Annotated in this window: 16 protein-coding genes and 2 pseudogenes; 6 read left to right on the top strand and 12 right to left on the bottom strand. The window is 41.5% G+C overall.

What is annotated here, in order from left to right; genetic code table 11:
- Positions 1-36: 36 nt before the first annotated feature.
- Positions 37-1,017 carry a cation diffusion facilitator family transporter gene (locus MSBR3_RS12335; protein ID WP_080942294.1) on the bottom strand — a complete coding sequence of 327 codons (981 nt, stop codon included), beginning with the start codon at positions 1,015-1,017 and terminating at the stop codon, positions 37-39.
- A 235-nt stretch (positions 1,018-1,252) separates the two neighbouring features.
- On the bottom strand, positions 1,253-1,642 hold the full coding sequence (locus tag MSBR3_RS12330) for a hypothetical protein (protein WP_048110466.1): 390 nt from the start codon (positions 1,640-1,642) through the stop codon (positions 1,253-1,255).
- Between the two features lie 628 nt (positions 1,643-2,270).
- On the opposite strand from MSBR3_RS12330, the gene MSBR3_RS12325 reads away from it, so the two are divergent.
- Entirely contained in the window at positions 2,271-3,038 is a 768-nt protein-coding gene (locus MSBR3_RS12325; RefSeq protein WP_048108489.1) for a coenzyme F420-0:L-glutamate ligase, read from the top strand.
- A gap of 179 nt (positions 3,039-3,217) precedes the next feature.
- On the opposite strand, the gene MSBR3_RS12320 is transcribed toward MSBR3_RS12325, so the two are convergent.
- Both MSBR3_RS12320 and MSBR3_RS12315 read right to left on the bottom strand, forming a co-directional pair.
- Complete coding sequence (locus MSBR3_RS12320; protein ID WP_048108487.1) at positions 3,218-3,541, bottom strand: cupin domain-containing protein; 324 nt, start codon at positions 3,539-3,541, stop codon at positions 3,218-3,220.
- A gap of 331 nt (positions 3,542-3,872) precedes the next feature.
- On the bottom strand, positions 3,873-4,379 hold the full coding sequence (locus MSBR3_RS12315) for a deoxycytidylate deaminase (RefSeq protein ID WP_048108485.1): 507 nt from the start codon (positions 4,377-4,379) through the stop codon (positions 3,873-3,875).
- Between the two features lie 413 nt (positions 4,380-4,792).
- On the opposite strand from MSBR3_RS12315, the gene MSBR3_RS12310 reads away from it, so the two are divergent.
- The 3 genes from MSBR3_RS12310 (at position 4,793) to MSBR3_RS12300 (ending at position 8,492) form a co-directional block, all read left to right on the top strand.
- A complete protein-coding gene (locus tag MSBR3_RS12310) occupies positions 4,793-5,701 on the top strand; it encodes a protein translocase subunit SecF (protein WP_048108483.1) in 909 nt (302 codons plus the stop codon).
- Positions 5,698-7,398: a preprotein translocase subunit SecD gene (locus tag MSBR3_RS12305; RefSeq protein WP_048108481.1), complete on the top strand. Its 1,701-nt coding sequence runs from the start codon at positions 5,698-5,700 to the stop codon at positions 7,396-7,398. Before MSBR3_RS12310 ends, MSBR3_RS12305 begins: the two co-directional genes overlap by 4 nt.
- Before the next feature lie 71 nt (positions 7,399-7,469).
- Entirely contained in the window at positions 7,470-8,492 is a 1,023-nt protein-coding gene (locus MSBR3_RS12300; protein WP_048108480.1) for an AAA family ATPase, read from the top strand.
- Between the two features lie 618 nt (positions 8,493-9,110).
- Here MSBR3_RS12300 and MSBR3_RS12295 read toward each other — a convergent pair.
- The 8 genes and pseudogenes from MSBR3_RS12295 to mtbA all read right to left on the bottom strand — a co-directional run bounded on the left by MSBR3_RS12295 (position 9,111) and on the right by mtbA (position 18,493).
- Positions 9,111-9,347, bottom strand: a complete 237-nt coding sequence (locus MSBR3_RS12295; RefSeq protein ID WP_048110464.1) for an efflux RND transporter permease subunit — start codon at positions 9,345-9,347, stop codon at positions 9,111-9,113.
- A 13-nt stretch (positions 9,348-9,360) separates the two neighbouring features.
- A complete protein-coding gene (locus tag MSBR3_RS12290; protein WP_048108478.1) occupies positions 9,361-9,630 on the bottom strand; it encodes a hypothetical protein in 270 nt (89 codons plus the stop codon).
- The gene (locus MSBR3_RS12285) at positions 9,617-11,020 is read right to left on the bottom strand and encodes an APC family permease (protein WP_048108476.1); all 1,404 of its coding nucleotides are present in this window, start codon (positions 11,018-11,020) and stop codon (positions 9,617-9,619) included. Before MSBR3_RS12285 ends, MSBR3_RS12290 begins: the two co-directional genes overlap by 14 nt.
- Before the next feature lie 296 nt (positions 11,021-11,316).
- Positions 11,317-12,693, bottom strand: a pseudogene (locus MSBR3_RS20365) (monomethylamine:corrinoid methyltransferase).
- A gap of 19 nt (positions 12,694-12,712) precedes the next feature.
- On the bottom strand, positions 12,713-13,366 hold the full coding sequence (locus MSBR3_RS12270) for a methyltransferase cognate corrinoid protein (protein WP_048108472.1): 654 nt from the start codon (positions 13,364-13,366) through the stop codon (positions 12,713-12,715).
- Positions 13,367-14,335: 969 nt separating this feature from the next.
- Positions 14,336-15,712 (bottom strand): annotated as a pseudogene (locus MSBR3_RS20360) (monomethylamine:corrinoid methyltransferase).
- Positions 15,713-15,731: 19 nt separating this feature from the next.
- Positions 15,732-16,385, bottom strand: a complete 654-nt coding sequence (locus MSBR3_RS12255; protein ID WP_048108466.1) for a methyltransferase cognate corrinoid protein — start codon at positions 16,383-16,385, stop codon at positions 15,732-15,734.
- 1,088 nt (positions 16,386-17,473) lie between these two features.
- Positions 17,474-18,493, bottom strand: coding sequence for a methylcobamide:CoM methyltransferase MtbA (mtbA, locus tag MSBR3_RS12250; protein WP_048108464.1), 1,020 nt, complete (start codon positions 18,491-18,493; stop codon positions 17,474-17,476).
- Positions 18,494-19,021: 528 nt separating this feature from the next.
- Between mtbA and MSBR3_RS12245 the strand changes: the two genes are divergently transcribed.
- Both MSBR3_RS12245 and MSBR3_RS12240 read left to right on the top strand, forming a co-directional pair.
- Entirely contained in the window at positions 19,022-19,723 is a 702-nt protein-coding gene (locus MSBR3_RS12245; RefSeq protein ID WP_048108462.1) for a class I SAM-dependent methyltransferase, read from the top strand.
- 253 nt (positions 19,724-19,976) lie between these two features.
- Positions 19,977-21,599 carry a methylamine methyltransferase corrinoid protein reductive activase gene (locus MSBR3_RS12240; protein WP_048108460.1) on the top strand — a complete coding sequence of 541 codons (1,623 nt, stop codon included), beginning with the start codon at positions 19,977-19,979 and terminating at the stop codon, positions 21,597-21,599.
- The last annotated feature ends 59 nt before the right edge of the window (positions 21,600-21,658 follow it).

Below are 21,658 nucleotides of genomic sequence, written 5' to 3'. Positions count from 1 at the left end.
ATTCGAATTTAAGCCTTATATTCGGAAGTAGTCTCTTTATGTTATTTTTCCTGTTTGTTTCTTATAATGCTCGAAATCGGAACACGGCTCCACATGAATCGAAAAGTGACCATTACTGCCGCATACTTCTTTTAGCCTGTTTTCTATCTGCGTTGAGATTTCATGTGCATCCACGATATTTAAATCCCTGTCAACCTCAATATGGACATCTGCAGCCATGGCATTTCCTATTTTTCTGGTTTTTAGCTCATGAAAGCCTAGGACACCTTCAGTAGTATTTAGAATGTCCTCAATGCTTCCGTAAATCTCCGAATCAAGCGAAGCCTCCAGCAGTTCATTGAGATTTTTATAAGAAATGTCGAACGCCACTTTAAAGATAAGGAAACTTATTACAATTGCAGTTAGCGGGTCAAGTACTACCCAACGACCTCCAAGAAATATCGCGCCTCCGACTCCTATCATCGTTCCTAAAGATGAGAGCGCATCCGAACGGTGATCCCAGGCATTAGCAATCACGGCATCACTCTTAATTTCTCGGCCGCACGCCATAGTGTAACGGTACAGCCATTCTTTTGACAAGATTGAAATGATTGCTACAACAAGAGTAAGTTTACTTGGTACCGGAAGCCTTTCTCCATTATAATAAGTAATAATTTTCTCAAGGCCGCCCCAGAAAATTCCAATAGCAGCCGCAACAAGTACAAGTCCTGTAAACGCTGCAGCTAAGGTTTCAATTTTTCCGTGTCCGTAATTATGTGTACTGTCTCCCGGTTTTTTTGCAATTCTTAAGCCCACAATCACTGCGATATCGGTTATTAAATCGGATAGTGAATGAGCAGCATCAGCAATCATTGCCGTACTGGTTCCCAGAATCCCGGCTGTAAACTTAAAAATTGCCAATACAAAGTTTAAGATCATCGAGACTTTTGTTACATGAGCTGCTCGGGAGTACCGTGTATCTTCGTTTTCCTCATAACTGAAGAGAGTCTCTTTATTTGTATCTCCAGTACCTTCCATAATTTCTCATATCGTCTTGAATATTTGAGTCGATTTGATATATTATATTTTGATGTTTATTATGTCCTTAAACGTGAGCATAAAAGTTAGCGACCAATAGATATAAGGTTATCTTTAATTAAAAAGCTTAATAGCTCTTAATGCTTTTTGAGGACTAACTCCGCTTTGATATTCGCCATTAACTCTAAAAATATTCTTTTACTACTGATAAACTGAAAATCTTTACAGTAAATATTCAACCATAGCGAGGAAGGTTATATTTTGTTTCTTTTACTCTTTCTTCTCCTTCTTCAGGAAATTCCTTACTTTTCAGGGCTTCAGCCTGTGCAATTTCAGGATGCTCTTTCAGAAATTCTATTGAATAATCTGTAGTTTCACTTTCTGATGCTTTAAAGGTCTTATCGATTTCTTCTTTGCTAAACTGTCCATGATAAAGAAGAAGCTGAGTTATTTTTTGACGGGTGGCTTGAGGTTCGTTTTCATAGTCCAGGGAATAGTACAGTTTACTTACTATGACTCTTAAACTCCAGATTCTGCTTCGTTTTTTGTCTTTTAACTCAAAAGGGATTTTATTCTTTATTTTCTCTATAATTTCATTCAGTTCATACTGGCTCGTGTTTAACACCCCTATGGAATTTGTTTGCAAGCATATAAAAGATCTTAATAGTTTTTAATTCTGCTCGAGAGAAAAGCGCCACAGCAAATAAAATAGAATTGAAAATAAAGTAAACTTGAATACAAAATATTTTGAAAGATAGCTAATTTAGATGTATTGAGAAAGCAGGTAAACCTAAAAAATAATGAGTAGAGATAATGTAATGTGAAAACGAACATGATATTCTTTGAATAACATGCACAACCAATGAAAGTGCTTGCAGATGGCAGCACTTTCATGCTAAACAAAGAGAATAATGTAATGTGAATAATGAGTTAAGAAATAGCGTAAATCAAATACAACGTAAACTTAAAAACGCATTTCGAAAAGTGGTATGAGTAAAAATAATTAACTAGAGAAATAATTCCTATCGAAAAAGTAAGTGAAAGCGCGGCATCAGGAAATTGTTCTCATCATCTTTTGCTCAGTTGGGGTAACTCTCATCATCGCCGCAAGATGAAGTATGTCGGTGGTCTTATTTATGGTTACTGCCTTTACTGCTGCAAATTATTCGTTCAATGGATTACCCTTTATTTCCTGTATCTAGCTGAACAAATTCAGTTGCTCTTATTGATTTAAAGCCTTTTGAGGAAAACATTTGAAATTCGAAGCCATAGCCGTTGAGAAAATTCCCCTTATACATACAGGGGACGACCTGCCCTCGATCATCTGTAAGAATCTGGAACTTCAGGACAGGGACATTGTTATCATTGCCTCGACCATCGTTGCTAAAGCTGAAGGGGAGATCTTCAGGCTAGAGGATATTACACCAGGGAAAACAGCACTTGAGATGGCAGCTCGAAATGGAAAAGATGCGAGGTTTATCCAGGCTGTACTTTCCCGGAGCAGGGAGGTACTTGTAGAAAAACCGTTTATGCTTGTGACAACTCTAGCAGGGCATACCTGCGTAAACGCAGGGGTTGATGAATCAAATATTGAAGACGGATTTTTACTCTATCCTCCGGAAAATCCGGATGCTAGTGCTTCAAGACTCGGGCAGAATCTCGAAAAACTTTGTAAGAAAAAGTTAAGTGTCATCGTCACGGATACAAATGGGAGAGCTTTTAAAATAGGACAAACCGGTGCTGCCATAGGAATTTATAAGATAAAGCCTGTAAAGCGCTGGATTGGGGAAAAAGATCTCTTCGGAAAAGTCCTTGAGGTTACGGAGGAAGCAGTTGCCGATGAACTTGCAGGTGCCGCAAATCTTCTGATGGGTGAAGGAGCAGGAGGAACTCCCGTAATTGTAATTCGTGGTTTTGATTATTATTGTGAAGAGGAGACCTATATAAAGGAAATGTACCGTCCTGAAGAACTGGACATTATTAAAAAAGGACTTCGCTGCCTTCAAAACAGAGTTGAATAAAACAAAGTTGAATAATAAAGAGTCGAGTTGAAAAAAGTAACTTTAGAGCTTAGGTTTTGATTTGAGAAATTGTCAGAACTTTGATTTTATAGAATGTGAGAGTCTTGGGTTTTGACTCCATTTCTCGACTTACCTGGCTGAAAAACAACTCGCTACAATGTGAAACAGAGTCAATAGTATTAAGAACGTATCATAGTTAGAATCATTTTGAACTTTTCCAGAGCATGGAGTGAATGGGGTTCATTGGCAGGCATTATTATCATATCCCCTTTTTCCAGAATATTTTTATTTCCGGAAATTGTGATTTCTGCCTTTCCATCCATTACCTGGACCATGGCATCAAAAGGAGCAGTATGCTCGCTCAGCCCTTCACCTTTATCGAAGGCAAATATAGTTACGGTTCCGGTATCCTTGCGGATAATTTCTCTGCTTACAACAGCTTCTTCCTGGTACTCAATCAAAGTTTCTATCCTTAATACTCTGGCTTTCAATTCTTCAGACATTGTTCCACCTCTTACTCTTTTCCATAAGTCCATACAATCTATCAGCTATGTGACAAGTTTTTGAGCGGATAAATCTAGTCACGCCAGATTTTCGACCTTTTCCGATTTCTATATAAAATGCCCTTAGAACATGTTTTCCCTCAGGATTCCCTCAGAACATGTTTTTCCTCAGGACATACTTTTACATTCTTTTGTATCGGAACCTTGAATAAGTAAACCATGAACAATTAAATTCTTTTTTCAATTATCTGTATGCAATTATCTGTATATAATCACATTTATAAGTACTCTCTAACAAGAGTGAGTGCAGGAAATTTTAAATTACGTATGTTTAGTTCCCACTTGAAGTCTCGCTTTTTAGCTCAAGAGGTAAAGTCTCGCTTTTTAGCTTAAAAGGTATATACTCAACTTTCACATCAGCATCCCTGAAAAACTCAAGTGAATCGGTGTCTGGATAGAGATTTGCGTATACTACTCTTTTGATGTTCGAGTTGATAATCATTTTCGCGCAAAGAATACAGGGCTGGTGTGTACAGTAGATGGTTGCTCCTGCTATGCTTACTCCATGGATTGCAGCCTGGATAATCGCATTCTGTTCAGCATGCACTGCTCTGCACTTTTCCTGTCTTGTACCTGAAGGAATCTTTTCCAGATCCCTTATACACCCGATTTCAAGACAGTGGTTCATGCCGCTGGGTGCCCCGTTATATCCGGTTGCAAGGATGCGTTTATCACGGACGATGACAGCCCCCACGTTCTTTCGGAGGCAGGTAGCGCGCTTGCCTACTACAAAGGCGATTTCAAGAAAGTATTCATCAAGTGAAGGTCTTTGGGTCATTATTTCTAATGAACAGTAAGTGGTATATTAGAGTTGTGACATTAAGATTCTACCGTTTTTAAGAGTTAATTTTAAGTGGAATGAATTAACGGTGTATAGAGAAGAGTTTCTAGAGGAAGAATTAATATAATCTGTGAGAATACAGAGTTAAAACAAATTAACTTATTTATAACACTAATTTATTTCCAATGTACTTGTTTATAATATATACTTATTTATAATATTAGAACCTCCAGAACGTTATTCCCCGTTACTTGAACCCGAGTATTTAGAGTAAGTTCAAGATTTTAAATAAATCTGATTATAAACCTCGTGTTCTGAATTATACATCAGGATTATATATCTGGATGTAATGAGCTGTTCGGATAGGTTCAGTAAAATAATATAGATACACTCATCCGGAGTATTAAATTATGGCAACAGGTTTGGCCGAAATTTTAGATAATTTCGTGAAAAGTCACAGTGACCGCCAGTTGCTGGCCCTTCCCCTCGCGATACTTGCAGTTTCTTTAGCAATACTGCTAGTTTCCTTTGTGAGTAGTGGATCGCCGGTAAAACTGGGAATGGATTTCCAGGGCGGTACTCAGATTTCGTTAGAAACGACTGATTCTCCTGCTGTACTTGAAAAAATGTATTCTTCTTACCCCCTCACCGATGTCCGGCAGACCGGAAGCAGGGTTATCATGCAGTTTGGGATCATGGATGATGAGCAACAGCATCAGCTTGAAAAGGATGTTGCGAGCCATAACTATTCCAATTTGCAGATTCAGCAGGTTGGGCCTATTTACGGCAAGACTCTGCAGGTACAGGCTCTGCAGGCCCTTTGTATTTCCTTTATAGGAATGGCAATTGTGGTATTTCTGCTCTTCAGGACCTTTATTCCTTCTTTTGCAGTGATACTTTCTGCATTTTCAGACATCATGATTGCAGCTGCTTTCATGAGGGTTGCAGGGATTGAACTTTCCCTTGGAACACTTGCGGCTTTGCTTATGCTTATCGGTTATTCTGTAGACAGTGATATCCTGCTCACAAACAGAGTAATTAAACGCCGGGGCACGATAGAAGAGAAAGTCTCCAAGGCTATGCATACAGGTATAACCATGACCACTACAACCCTTGCAGCGCTTGCATCTATGTACGTAATCTCAACTTTCTCTTATCTGGTCATTCCCTCATTCACACAGATTACTCTGCTTTCTCAGATATCAATCGTGTTGATTGCGGGACTTTTTGCAGACATGATGAACACCTGGCTCCTGAATACGGGAATTTTACGATGGTATGCGATGAAACCCGAATTCAGAGGGAGGTATAACAGATGAGTGACAAAAAAAGCCTTCTTAAAAATCCAAGAGTCATTATTTTCATTATACTACTTCTTGGTTCTATAGTGGCTATTCACCCAGGGTATACTCCTGGAAACGGGACAACTTCTCATCTGAATTTTGGACTTGATCTGGAAGGTGGATCCTGGCTCCAGATAAAATTGGAAGGAGCACTTGCCCAGGTAGATGTGGATTCCGGAAAATTAGTTAGCGGAATTGTAGAACCTATAATTGGAGCTCCTATCGAGATCACGAAAAACAACCTTGAAGTTGGAGGCTCTGCCGAGAAATCTGTCACCTTTACAACATCAGCGACTGTTAGCGCATCCCAGCTTGAGTATCTGGGCACAGTAAGTGTAGACAAACTGAGTGGGAGTACAACTCAAGTAACTATTTCTGATACCAGTAAGGAGAGCCTCATCCAGGCTTACCTTTCAAAAGCCCTTGATGCAGAAGTAGTTCCCATGAGTACTGAGAATGGAATTGTTTACGAAATCAGGACTGCGGTCACTGAACAACAGCTCGAGTCTCTACTGGAAAAGGTCGGAGGTTCTATCCACAAGAACGAAGATGGGACTTCAACTTACAAAGAAGGAGTAAGCACCGATACCAGAGACCTGACAAAGGAAATTCTCAGTGATAAGTTGAACTCTCTGGGTATCAAAGATATTCCTGTAAGAACCGTAGGGGACGAATATATCCTTATTGATTTTGCAGGTATTGATCTGACAACTGCCAAGGAAATAGCTGAAAAACCCGGAAAGTTTGAGATCCGGATTCAGACAACTGGAAACGAAACCGAACATGTCCTTTACGGCGATTCAATTGTAAGTGTAGGAGTCCCAAGTTTCCATGATGAACAGTGGCATACTCCTTTTACCCTGGATGATGACGGAGCTCGGACACTCCAGAAAGTTGCTCTCGACACCGGAGCAATTGACAACCCGGATGCCCATTACTTGAAGATGTATCTTGACGGAGTTGAAATCTATGGAGCTCCTTTGAGCTCGTCTGCAGCTGAAAAACTGCGAGAAGGTCCTATATATTCCTGGGAAGCTTCTACGGGTACGGATGAGGCTGCCAAAAGCGAAGCTACAGCACTTCAGGTTCACCTTCGAGCAGGAGCTCTTCCTGTCAATGTGAAACTTGTAGGTTCAGGGCATGTGGACGCAGGTCTTGGATCGCAGTTCAAAACCTCAGCTCTGGTTATAGGTTTGATTTCCCTACTTGGGGTGGCAGCCGTGGTTTACTTCAAGTACAGAAGGCCTGAAATCCTGATACCCATGGTCGGAACTTCTACCAGTGAAGTTATCATGATCCTCGGAGTTGCAGCACTGATTGGATGGCAGCTTGATCTGGCGTCAATTGCAGGTGTTATTGCCTCCATAGGTACTGGAATTGACCACCTTGTAATCATCACAGATGAGGTGCTTGCCGAAGGTAAACTCCCGCCAACAAGGGTCTTCAAGTCCAGAATATCAAAGGCTTTTACAATTATTTTAGGGGCAGCCTCCACAAATATAATTGCCCTGTCTCCTCTGGTTGTAATGGGCTTTGGTACTTTGAAAGGTTTTGCAATTACTACTATCATTGGTGTCTTTATAGGTGTGATTTTTGCAAGACCAGTTTATGGTGTAGTAATCAAAGAACTTCTGCACGTAGATGAAAATGGAACCGCAAGTGTAACTGAGTAAACATTAAGCGAAAAGTAAAAAGTTCTTTGAGGTTGGTTGGTACCCGGGAATCAAAAATTAAGGTGGAATGTATGCAGGATCTCTGGACTTTGAAATACAGGGCAGGTACCCTGAAGGAAATGCTTGGAAATGAGCATGCTGTAGCCACGCTTTCTGAATTTATCCAGTCCGGGACTCTTCCTCACCTTATTTTTTACGGGCCTGAAAATTCTGGAAAAACGACAGCAGCTCTTGCTCTTGCCAGGCAGCTCTATGGGCATACCTGGAAAAACAATTTTACATACTTCAATGCTTCGGATTTTTTTGACCAGGGAAAACGCTATCTCGTCCGAGACAAACGTTTTGTGCGTTTCCTGGGCACCGATGACCCAAAGAAAATTTATAAAAGTGTAATCGACATTTTCAAGGAAATTATCAATGAGTATGCTGGAATGGCTTCACTTGATTCTGATTACAAGTTAATCTACATCGACAATGCCGAGTCCCTGAATTCTGACGCACAGCATGCTCTAAGGCGAATAATGGAAAAGTACAGTGCAACATGCAGGTTTATTCTTTCCACTACTAAACCTTCCAAACTTATTGCTCCGCTTCGCTCAAGAGGCCTTCAAATTTTTTTCACATATGTTCCGAACTCGGTTCTGAGAACTTATCTTGAGAAAATTGGCCGTGCTGAGGATTTACAGCTTTCGGAAGGCGCATTTGATGCAATCCTTTATTCTGCGAAGGGAAATGTTGCAAAAGCGGTGCAAACTCTACAGCTTGTTTCCTTGATTGCACACGGTTCAGCTATTACTGAAGAAATGGTGTATGAGGCTACTCTGGGCAGGGATCAAAGTATTGACAATTTGCTTTCTGTGTCTCTTGCTGGAGATTTTTCCAGAGGAAGGCAGCTTCTAGATGAGATGATAGTTGAGAAAGGGCTTTTAGGTGTCGAGATTCTTGAAGGGCTTTCCGAAGCTCTTGCAGAGTCAGGAGAAACAGACACAGACATTGCTCGGATTGTTGTAAAAATTTCCGAAGCCGATGCTCGTCTTAAGGATGCTGCCAATGAGAGAATTCAACTTGAGAAATTGATCTCTTCTCTTTCCTAATTTTTAGAGTCATTTTCCTTCTATCTTCTTTTACTGCCTTTTTATTTCTTATATATCCGTGGGAGCTCGATTCTCTATTAATTTCTGGACGTTGAATATAATTTCCCCTCTTTACTTCTCGCCCCTTTTTGTATTACTATATATATGCTTCCCTTTGGAGTTCTTGATAAATAAAAAACTACTTATATTTTAACCATTTAATTGAAATTAACATAGTAAATTATATATACAATTAGCTTTTATTTTTTATTGTAGATAGGCCAGAATCTCAGGCTTTTAAGGAGTTAAGGGGCTCCATTACACTTTTAAACAAAAGGTACGAATCTGGGGTTCAGGACATCCTTAGCGGTGTACTGTACTTCCGGCTGGTTCAGAGCCTTGACTTCTTTGAGTAAGGTCAGATCAGGCCTGTTCGACAAATCCACAAATAAATCCCTCCATTACTCCCTGAAGAACTCCCTCTTTTCAGGGAGACCATGCTCATACGGCAGAATAGAATCCTGATATGCGCTTGTAAAAAATACTATTTTGCCTGAATTTTAAAAAATTGTCTGCCTGAACTTTTCCTTCAGGCAGGCATTTTATTAAGTGTTCTTTCTTTTTCAGTCTTCTTTCTTTTCAATATTTATAGTTCTTTACCGAGTGATATAGAATCACAACAAAGAAAGCAACTATTACCAGCAAGAAGCTGAAGAAACCAACAGGGTCCCAAACAAAGCCTATTCCTGCTCCTCCTTCTTCCCAGGAAACTAGTACTGCTCCCTGGAGCACTGTAGGAATTACCACACAGGCAAAGGCAAGCACGAAAATAAACAAGATGTCAAAGACTTCTGAAATAATGTTCTTTTCTGCCATGATTCCTGTCTCCTCAATCATAATATTTGAACTCGAACATGTGGGTTTTGATTGATTCTCTTACCTTCAGGCATCCTATAGTCTCTATTAAAATTATCAGTCCTATAAAGATTACGTAGAGGTAGAAGAAACCGGAAGCAATCTCCCATGTCTCGGAGAGAATTCTGTATATTATAAATCCTTCTGCACATATAAGCAAAGTAAGCATGCCTACAACGAGAGCCGTATCTCCAGTAAGTTTGCTGTGATATTTGCTTTCCAGTGCCTGGTTATTCGTCTCCAATGTTCTTCGCCTCCTTTTTGATTCTTCCGTTTTCCAGGCCTTTGGGTAAAGGCCAGCCCATTTCAGCCCAGTTATTTTCGATGTTTGAGTTCTTGTGCCTGTGGCTGAAATAGAAGTATGAAATTCCATAGAACACAAAAGCGAAAATCAGGTTATACTTGTAGCCCCAGAACAGCGTTGAAAGAATAGTAATTGCGATTGCAATTGCAAAGTAAGAAATATATGGCTGAAGAGGACCCACAAAAGGCCTGACTTCTCTTGTAGTCTGCGGGAAGAGTTTCCTGAAGCGAATCAGGGAGAAAGGAATCAGCACGTAGCAGAGCAGTCCCGAAATAATTGAGAAGGTAATTACCTGGTCAAGGAAGCCACTGAACGCAAAACCAATTGCAACAGGCATTGTGAAGATTACTGCTCTGTACGGAGTATTATACTTCGGGTGTACTGCAGAGAACCAGGAAGAAACGTAATTGTCTCTTGAGAGTGCAAACCAGGAACGTGAGGAGTCACAGACGCAGCCGTTTGCACTGGCAACACAGGTCAGAAATGTCCCGAGTCCAAGCAGGGCAACAAAGATAAAAATCCCACTGTTTTTTGCAGCCTCAAAAAGTGGATACACAGAAACTCCGAGAAGGTCTGTAGGAATCAGAACTGTACATAGATAGAGGGTCATTGCCGCTCCTATAAGTAGAGTAATCATCCCGGCTTGTTGTCCAAGAGGCACGGCTCTTGACGGATGTTTGCACTCTTCTGCGCACATTGCGGCTCCTTCTATCCCTAAATAGAACCATGGTCCGAACTGTAAGGCTGCAAAGAGGCCTATCATGCCGTTTGGTAGGGCGCCCTGAAAAAGGTACTCAGGGTGAATATCTACTAATCCAAAAGCAGTTGAGAAGAAGAAGGCCAATATCGCAATAAAAGCTATCATGGTAAGGACAAAGTTAAGAGTTAAAGCCGCAACAACACCACGGTAGTTTATAAAGGTCAGAAGAGCAATAACAAGCAAAGTCACAGGAAAAACCTGCAGTCCTGGAAAGATGCTCTGTGCGATGCAAGCGACAACAATAGCATCTGCCGCTTCAAGGGCTATATATTCCATATAAACTGCAAGTCCTACACTGGCAGCCGCCCCGGGCCCGATGAATAATCTTGCCCAGTCATAGGGTCCTCCTGCAAGTTTGGTTGCTGATCCGAGTTCACTGGCACAGAGGGAGATTATAACATACATTGTTCCTGCAACCAGCATGGCAAGCAAAGACCCGAGAACTCCGCCTTTTGCAATGGTAAAGTTCCAGCCCATATATTCTCCGACCAGCACAATACCAACTCCTAGAGCCCATACATGGAAAGGGCGCAGAGTTTTTACCAAGCCGGCAGACTCATGTTCAGGCATGCCTATCAGCTCCTTCTTTTTGAAACCTTACTGGCATCCAGCAAGACCCAGCCCATCAATCCGAAAGCCAGGAGATATACAAGTCCGTTTATTAAAGTCCAGATATCCATTCGAATATCCCCTCCGTTTTGATACTTTATTATTATATTTATTCAGTCTCATCTAAAAAATCCATATCATTTGTAACATATCTATATAATCATTTCGCCTGAATTTTGCTAAAAAAAATTAACCAGCGAATTTGTCGCTGGCTTTCCGTTTCCTTCAGTATAAATTTCAGGCTCTGGACTTTCGGATTAGAATACAAGCCCTAATTCTTCGAGCTTCTTTCTTGCTCCGTCGTATACCTGCATGTACTCATCAGTTGGTGTTACTGTCTTTACGTCGTAGCATTCCTGGAATGTCTTTCCTGCCGGAGCATTTGCATAATTCTTCTCGTAGAGTGCTACAAGCTTGTCAAGGATCACATTTACTTCTGAAATTTCTACTCCTGCAGTTGCCCTTGCCACTTCTCCCATCATCCTGGCTTCCATACCTGTGGTCTTGTCTGTAACCACACCCTTTGCGGCTGCGACACCTGAAAGGATTTCTCTTCCAGAAGCTGTATCAGTAATTGATTGGGCTGAAGCCTCAAGGAGACACATCTCAGTGCATGGCCCTGCACATGGGTAGTACTGGTTACCTGACAGTATGTCTGTAAATTCTGAAATTGTTGCACATGCCCATCCTGCAATCATCAGTGTTTCCCTGGTGTTGGTTGACCCCCAACGGATGTGGACAGGCCCATCAAGATGCCAGCTTGCGGTGCTCATTATCACGGCATTTATGTGGGTTGCAACATCAACAATTGTGGTTTCTTCAATTCCGCCTGCATATCCACCGAAAATCGGCATCTGTTCATCCATTATGATGTCGCTGTTCCCCTTGTAGTGAGCAATAACTGAAATTGCATCCAGGTCGATTTTAAGTTCGTTGAGTTGCGAGACCTCGTGGCTGTCCGTACAGGTCATTCCGCCAGCGCAGTCGGCGGAAATGTTTCCCTGAGCGGACAGGGAGGTCTCTGGTCCCTAGACAGCCATGCCAGGCCTACCAGCCATGGCGCAAGCATTCTTAATAAGTCTTGTTTCCGTCTTTGCAGCAAGAACTTCGTAAGGACTCTTTGGAATAGGAGCTTTCCCACGTACAGAGGTCATCACACCATTAACAATGGTGTCGACTTCCTTTTCGAGGGCATAGCTCATGTGAACAGGCATAAACACCTCTTCTGAAATCGGAGACCCAGTAGGCCCACCCTGCACTATTGGCTTTGCCTTATCACCAACACTTCTCTTTCTTACGTTTACTGCATCTCTGCCAGTTCCGAGCACGAATTCTTTCTGCACGTTGTTAATTGCATCCCAGATTTCATCTTCAGTGTACTTTACGATCCTGTGTGTGTCGGTACAGTAAATTCCGCACTCAAGGAGCATCTCAAATCCTGCATTGAAGAGCTTTTCCATCATTTCCTTATCTGTCGGGACAAACTCTCTGTTGAAGTCAAGCCCGTACTTCTGCTTGAGCTCCATTGCCTTCATCGGGATCCTCATGAGGTCCCAGTCGTCCTGGGTGCACTTTTCCCCTACTTTTGCCCTGTCATAAAAGTCATAGCAGTCAAATGATTTTCTAAATGTCATTTTCTTTTGCCTCCCAGGATTATTTCATAACCTCAAGTGCAACTTTTGCAGCTTCGGCAGCATTTTCCGCAGTTGCATCTGCTCCAATTTCGGAAATCCATTTATCAGATACAGGAGCCCCTCCGAACATGCACTTTACACTGTCCCTGAGGTTTTCTTCTCTAAGCCTGTCCATCAGGTCTTTCTGACCGAGCATAGAGGTGGTCATAAGGGCTGAGCCTACTAAGAGGACTTTTTCTCCTTTGTGCTTTGCAGCCTCTTCTACAACGTTTTCATTCAGGACGTCAACTCCCATGTCAACGATCTGGAACCCGTTTGCTCCTAGCATGGTGGTAACAAGCCTGTGACCAATGTCATGAATATCTCCTTCTGCAACAAAAGTAATTGCAAGTCCTGCTTCTTCTCCTTCTTTCTTGTTCTTTTCAAGTTCGGGGGTAAGGACTTCCATTGCATTGCTCATTGCTTTTCCAGACATCATGATCTGAGGCAGGAAAATCTCGGCGGCTTCGAACTTGTCACCGACAATTTTCATTCCGACGGAAAGGCCCTTTGTAATAATATCAAGTGCCGGAATCCCTGCGTCAAGGGCTTCCTGAGTTAATTGCGCAATGCCTGCGACGTTCTGATTTACGATCGCGTCGCGTAACTTATCAAAAATCTCTTGATTTGCCATTTTTGTAAACCTCCATTTTTACAGTTCTATACAGTATAGTTAAGCAGAGTACAATGTCTCCAGAGTCATTTTTTCGCAAAGGCTTTATGCTTGAACACAGACCCAAGCTCCGCTAGTTAAAAAAGAGCGTTTGCATGGGGTTCTCATTTTAGGTTCAGATCCTTGCTGCCTTCTATTTTTCAGCCATGAGGCGCAAGGAGATCCTTTTACGAATCTTTGAATTATCCACAACAGAAATTATTCACTGTCATTTGCCATTTTATCGAACAGGTACGGGTTTTTGTGAACAATTTCTTTTTTCCTGACATTGTGCCATATTTTCATATACTCCGAACTATTTAGCCTAATCCGTGAGGTTTTTTCAAAAAAGATAGGTACTGACTTGTCATCTATACATTTGAAACGCAAATGAGTTTTGCCAGGCTTAATGGATATGGCTCAAGCCATGAGAATTTTTAATCATATTGAAATTTAGCGGTCCCTCAATAATCAGTTGATATTTCCCGGAGTACTCACACATTCGCTCTCATTTTCTGCTTTGTGTACACGCAATTTCCATAAGTAGGTAAGTTTAGAAAAAGATGTTACTGAGCAAAAGTACTCAAATACAAAATATCAATTATCTACTAATGTACGACCTGAAATTTCGATTAACTAAAAAGGTCGGATTAAAGACTGAGAAAAGATATTCAATTGTCTGAAGATGTAAAAGGCAGAGAATTTTGAAAACTGTGATTAATAACAGCTTTACTATCTTTTTCTTTCAACCATCCTTTTTGAAGCCTTACTGGCACCCAGCGGCCATCAGTCCAAAAGCCAGAATATATCGGTTTATGCAAAAAGTTTCTACATAAATCGTGAAGCATTTTTATAATTGTCTTGCCTGAGTTTTATTAAAAAAATTCGCCAGCGAAGTATCGCTGGCTTTCCGTTTCCTTAAGTGTAAACTTCAGGCTCTGGACTTTCGGATTAGAATACAAGCCCTAATTCTTCGAGCTTCTTTCTTGCTCCGTCGTATACCTGCATGTACTCATCAGTTGGTGTTACTGTCTTTACGTCGTAGCATTCCTGGAATGTCTTTCCTGCCGGAGCATTTGCATAATTCTTCTCGTAAAGTGCTACAAGCTTGTCAAGGATCACATTTACTTCTGAAATTTCTACTCCTGCAGTTGCCCTTGCCACTTCTCCCATCATCCTGGCTTCCATACCTGTGGTCTTGTCTGTAACCACACCCTTTGCGGCTGCGACACCTGAAAGGATTTCTCTTCCAGAAGCTGTATCAGTAATGGACTGGGCTGAAGCCTCAAGGAGACACATCTCAGTGCATGGACCTGCACATGGGTAGTACTGGTTACCTGACAGTATGTCTGTAAATTCTGAAATTGTTGCACATGCCCATCCTGCAATCATCAGTGTTTCCCTGGTGTTGGTTGATCCCCAGCGGATGTGGACAGGCCCATCAAGGTGCCAGCTTGCGGTGCTCATTATCACGGCATTTATGTGGGTTGCAACATCAACAATTGTGGTTTCTTCAATTCCGCCTGCATATCCACCGAAAATCGGCATCTGTTCATCCATTATGATGTCGCTGTTCCCCTTGTAGTGAGCAATAACTGAAATTGCATCCAGGTCGATTTTAAGTTCGTTGAGTTGCGAGACCTCGTGGCTGTCCGTACAGGTCATTCCGCCAGCGCAGTCGGCGGAAATGTTTCCCTGAGCGGACAGGGAGGTCTCTGGTCCCTAGACAGCCATGCCAGGCCTACCAGCCATGGCGCAAGCATTCTTAATTAGTCTTGTTTCTGTCTTTGCTGCAAGAACTTCGTAAGGGCTCTTTGGAATAGGCGCTTTCCCGCGTATAGAGGTCATCACACCATTAACAATGGTGTCTACTTCCTTTTCGAGGGCATAGCTCATGTGAACAGGCATAAACACATTTTCGGAAATCGGAGACCCAGTAGGTCCACCCTGCACTATTGGCTTTTTCTTGTCACCAACACTTCTCTTTCTTACGTTTACTGCATCTCTGCCAGTTCCGAGCACGAATTCTTTCTGCACGTTGTTAATTGCATCCCAGATTTCATCTTCAGTGTACTTTACGATCCTGTGTGTGTCTGTACAGTAAATTCCGCAGTCAAGGAGCATCTCAAAGCCTGCGTTGAAGAGTTTTTCCATCATTTCCTTGTCTGTCGGAACAAACTCTCCCTTGAAGTCAAGCCCGTATTTCTGCTTGAGTTCCATTGCCTTCATCGGGATCCTCATGAGGTCCCAGTCGTCCTGGGTGCACTTTTCCCCTACTTTTGCCCTGTCGTAGAAATCGTAGCAGTCGAATGATTTTCTAAATGTCATTTTCTTTTGCCTCCCAGGATTATTTCATAACCTCAAGTGCAACTTTTGCAGCTTCGGCAGCGTTTTCTGCAGTTGCATCCGCTCCAATTTCGGAAATCCATTTATCAGATACAGGAGCTCCTCCGAACATGCACTTTACACTGTCCCTGAGGTCTTCTTCTCTAAGCCTGTCCATCAGGTCTTTCTGGCCAAGCATGGATGTAGTCATAAGGGCTGAACCTACTAAGAGGACTTTTTCTCCTTTGTGCTTTGCAGCTTCTTCTACGACGTCTTCATTCAGGACGTCAACTCCCATGTCAACGATCTGGAACCCGTTTGCTCCAAGCATGGTGGTAACAAGCCTGTGACCAATGTCGTGAATATCTCCTTCTGCAACAAAAGTAATTGCAAGTCCAGCTTCTTCTCCTTCTTTCTTGCTCTTTTCAAGTTCGGGGGTAAGGACTTCCATTGCATTGCTCATTGCTTTTCCAGACATCATGATCTGAGGCAGGAAAATCTCGGCGGCTTCGAATTTGTCACCGACGATTTTCATTCCGACGGAAAGGCCCTTCGTAATAATATCAAGTGCCGGAATTCCTGCAGCTAGAGCCTCCTTGCATAGCTGTGCAGTACCCGCAATGTTTTGACTTACAATTGCGTCGCGTAATTTATCAAAAATTTCTTGATTTGCCATTTTTGTAAACCTCCACTGAGATTTGCAGTTCTGTGCAGTATCGTTGGGCAGTAAAATGTCTCCAGAGTCATTTTTTCGCAAAGGCTTTATGCTTGAACACAGACCCAAGCTCCGCTAGTTAAAAAAGAGCGTTTGCATGGGGTTCTCGTTTTAGGTTCAGATCCTTGCTGCCTTATATTTTTCAGCCATTAGGCGCAAGGAGATTCCTTTATGAATTTTCTGACTGTTTATATTCAAAATTACTCACTGTCATTGCCATTTTGCCCGAACATGTTCGGGACCCTTTGTGAATAATTTCTTCTCTTATGACATTGTTACCGGGGAATTTACTTGCCGGAAACTGCAAATTTGTTTCCCAGTCGAATTAGCATTATATCCCGAATTTCCCAACAGTATGCCTGTTGGAACTGCCTGGAACTGTCCTGAACATTCAGACTCAATCCCTAAACAAAGATTAAAATTATACTATATAAACGAATACTATATTTTTTACAACCATTATTTATAAAAATTTTTATATAATAATGATTTGTAATCTTTACTACTATAATTCAGGATTTTTCCCATTGTTTTTTCTCTTAAAATTCGAGATCTAAGTATGGAAGCAAAAAATATAAATACTGGGATTTCAAGCTGTTGTAATCTCCTTTATATATGCACTCACCAGCTTCAAAGTCCTGTGCTATATATCTTTTTTATGAAAGATCTTAGATAATATTGGGCATGAAAGCGAAAAGTATAAATACTAAAGTTTGGAGTCGCCGTAATCTTTTCGATATATTCAATCTCCTACTTCCAGAAATTTGTCTTCTGCTTCAAGACATTTATTCTCTGCTTTAAGGCTCTATATTTCGAATTCTTAAAAGGAGATCTTAAAATAATAACTTGACATGGCGGGAAGAATACATAATTTATCCTGAAAAATTCGAGATTGGACGAAAGAGACCAAATCTGATAAAGTAATTTTTTTGGAAAATTCTTAAAAATAAGGCCGGCTTAAGGCCGGCTGATCCATTTTTAAATTCTGTTAATATGGCACACTATCAGTGTCCGATATATTCAGTATCTGGTCCTGTTAAGTAATGTTTTTAGTATGTGTGGTTTTTTGCGCACTCAATCATCTTTTGGAGATTGACTGTAGGAGTCATACTGACAGTCCCGCAGCCAACAGTGAGTAACCCAACGCCTGCTTCAAGGACCTTCTTGGAAGCTTCTTCAATCTCTTCAGGAGTTCCATTCCAGAGCACAGCTACAGGGTCAAGGTTTCCGACAATGATTGCGTCTTTTACATTACCTGTTGCGGTCTTGACGTCTACTTTCTGGTCTACGCTAATCCCGTTTACACCAGTCTTGTCCATAATTCCAAGGCCGTTGGTCGTGTTCCCGCAAATGTGGAGCACTGTAGCCACATCCAGTTCCTTCATTGCGTCAGCTATCTTTTTCTGATAGGGAAGAGCATACTTCTCGTAGAACTCTCCACCAATAAGCTCATAGCTTGCTGTAGGATCAATGATAGCTATGGTGTCTGCACCGTTTTCGACCATCGCTTTTGCATATGCTACATTGAAATCCGAGCAGAAGTCCAGAAGTGCGGGAACAATCTCTTCTCCTGTGAAAAGGTTTCCGAACCAGGCATCTCCGTTAATATGCTGGGCAAGAGAGAAAGGACCTATCATAGACCCTATAATCGGGAGCTCTTTTCCGTATTTTTCGGAGAGAATCTTGACGGCCTCGAGGACCACTGCAATTCTGCCTTCTTTCAGGTTGTAATTCTTTAACTTATCCAGATCTTCCAGGTTCTTAACGCTGGGTTTGATCACTGACGGCTGCTGCTTCAGGTCGCCGGCCTTTATTCCGCAGCCAAAAAATTCAGCTTCAGCCGTAATGTCAAAGGGAACTCTCACAGCTTCAAAACCTACTACAGTGTGTGCTGCTTCCGCAAGAGTCGCCATTTTCTCTGCGTCGGCATGGGCCTCTGGCCAGTAGGCTCCACAAGCTTCCATCTGTTCAACAGTTGCAGTCTGAGTAAAACAGACAGCTGGCATCCTGTCCACCTGCTGTTTTCTTAATGCACGGTACAATCTTTCTTTTGGGGTATATTTTGCCATTTATAATCCCTCTCTAAGTTATAATAGACGGGTTTAATTATTAAAAATACATACTACAAATATGTATTTAATTGTTTAATTAAAAATTATGTTATAAAAAGTTATCAATTGAACGGCCTGAATAACCTGAAAATTTCTTCAAAACAAGTTAATTTGTTTTATTCACACCTGCAGGACAAAAAGCTTAAAATAGTTGGGGGTTTGCGACTTTAATCACTATTTAATTGATTATGAGGGTTGAAATAGATTGCTGCTTGCATATTAAGAAAATACAAGAGAGAACTTCTGTTATTCTTTGAACTTTAACAAAGGCAGGCAGCAGACTACTAAATAGGGGAAGCGTTAATATTATCTTTGGACAAACTCCTATTCTATAATTATTTAAACAATTATTTGTCAAAGTATCTACAAAAATTCTCTAAATTCCTAATCCCGATTGATTTTGTATTTTTTTTGTTTCAAGTATGTTTCTGTTTGAAACTTGGCAAATAAACAGATAATTCGCTATTTATTGACAGGAGGACTAATATGAGCCAGTATCCAGGCTGGTATTATGATGAGTTCAAACAAATTGGAGTAAATTATACAGATCTCGAAGAAGTACAGGCTTATGATTTACGTATGCAGAAATTAAGAGATACTGAATATGAGGCTAACCGTATTCGCGAACTTCTTAAAATAAAGAATACGGATTTAATTCTTGAGATCGGTACGGGAACAGGGGAACTGGCACTCAGGTTTTCGGCGTATTGTAGAAAAGTTGTAGCTATCGATATTTCGAAAACTATGATCTCCTTTGCAAAAATGAAGGCTGAAAGCCAGAGAAAAACAAATATACATTTTTGTAATGCCGGATTTTTAACATATGAAAACTATGATGAGCCGTTTGATGTTATTGTCACTCAGCTAGCTTTACATCACCTTCCAGACTACTGGAAAATGATAGCTCTGAAAAGAATCTACGGAATGTTAAAGGAAGGCGGAAAATTTTATTTGCGTGATGTCGTGTTCCCCTCCTTTGTCCGGAATTATGATAGTTATTTTGATAAAATCATAACTGATCTTAAGATCTCTGCAGGGGACGAAATTGCTGAAGAGACGGAAATCCACATAAGAGAAGAATTTTCAACGCTTGATTGGATTATGGAGGGTCTTCTAAAAAGTGCTGGGTTTTGTATTGAGTCTGTTGAATGTGATGGGTTTATGGCAGGTTACATTTGTATAAAATGATTTTTTGAAGAAGAATAGAGAAGAACAGATTTGAAGAGTAACAGTAGTTTAATAGCCACTTATTAATACCTTCTAGCCAGGTACTGGTAATAGTTTATATAGTTCCTAAATTCTAAAATTATTATATCTTTTCCCTATTGACGCCGAATTAGAAATTTAACTAAAATTATAGTCCTCATATCCCACACTTTTATGAGGTTGTTCTTACTGCCGGACGCCTCAAAAAATTATATGCTTCCGGAGGACCTGAAAAATGTATGGAATAGCACTTGATCTGGGTACCAGTGGTTTTAGAGCCCAGCTTATTGATCTTGAAACGAAGGAAACCTTAAAGACAGTCATAACCATGGGTCATCCCCTTCCCGGAGGGAATGTTATGGACCACCTGGACTTTGCAATTACAACAGGTGAAGATGTGGCTCACGAGGTAATCATCGAGACAATCAGGAGGATGTTCCTGCGGTTTGACGTTGACCTCTCAAGAGTGGAACGGCTTGCAGTCTGTGGAAACCCTATCCAGCTTTCCCTTTTCCAGAATACTGAGATAAGGGACCTTGCCTATGCAGGAGAAAACAAGCAGAAGACGCTTGGAGTCAGGAATGTAAAAAGAGATGCCCGTATGTTTTCTGCATCCGAAATTTTCGGGGAAAAAGACCTGCCAAACTGTGAAGTTATCGTACCCCCTGCAATCAAGCACGAAATTGGGGCTGACGCTCTGGCTATGATGCTTGAAACCGATTTCCTTATCCAATCTGAACCTTCGCTTGTCACCGATTACGGGACAAATGCCGAAATGGCTCTGAAAATAGGGGATCGAATTATCACTGCAAGCGCAGCAGCAGGACCTGCGATTGAAGGACAGGGAATAAGTTCAGGCATGCTTGCAAGCCCGGGTGCGATCTGTGATGTAAAGCCAGAGGGGCAGTACTGGAGAATTATGGTTCTTGACAGGGAGATGGAAAAACAGAATGCTTATCTCATTGATCCGATTACGGGGGAGATAAAGGAGTCCTACGGATATGAAACAATCGGGATCACAGGTACAGGAGTTATCTCGGCTTTTTCTCTTGCACTGAGAAGCGGGTTGATTGAAAAATCTCCTAAACTTCCAAACGGAAAGCTGATCCTGGGTCCCGGGATTGAGATCACTGAAAAGGATGTCGAAGAAGCAGGAAAAGCTATTGGGGCAATTCGGGCTGCTCACATGACCCTTATTGTTGAATCCGGAATCAAGTACGAAGACCTGGAGTACGCATATATGTCAGGAGCCTCAGGGGCCTATGTGGACGCTGAAGATGCCCGCAGGCTCGGAGCTGCACCGGGTTATGCAAAAAAAATTGTTCAGTTCGGAAATACTTCGCTTGCGCTTGCCAGGGAACTTGTACTGGAAAAATCCAGGCTGGATGATGTAATTGCGATTGCAAAGAAAATTACTGCCGACCACCTCATGATGGCGACCAGCGAGACTTTCAACAATTTCTACCTCTGCGAGCTTTCCTACTGGACACAGGGCATGCCACTTGAGATGTACAACCAGATGCTTGACCTCTACAACCTGCCTCCTCTCCCGAAAACTCTCGAACACGTAAGCATCGAAAAGAGAGTCAGCAAAGACATAGAAGAGGTCGGATCAGGCGGGCTTTCCATCCTCAAAGAAATTGGTATAATCCTCGAAGTCCCGGTGGAAAAGTGCATCTACTGCAAAAAATGCGTAAAAGAATGTCCGGAAAATGCTCTTGAAATCGTAGAAAGAAACAGTCAGAGAATCGCAAAGTACGACAGCCAGAAGTGCCTTGGTACAAGCTGCCGACGCTGTGTCAGTGTCTGCCCTGAAGATGCTATCGATATAACAAAACTGAAAATCACAGCTAAATAACCTATGGTGGGAATCAGATTCCCACTAACTTTTCTTACTTTTCACCTTTTCTTCACATG

It is taken from the genome of Methanosarcina barkeri 3, from assembly GCF_000970305.1.
In the GTDB taxonomy this organism is placed as follows: domain Archaea; phylum Halobacteriota; class Methanosarcinia; order Methanosarcinales; family Methanosarcinaceae; genus Methanosarcina; species Methanosarcina barkeri_A.
Note: the sequence above shows the minus strand (reverse complement) of the source record. Positions and strands in the feature narration are given on the sequence as shown.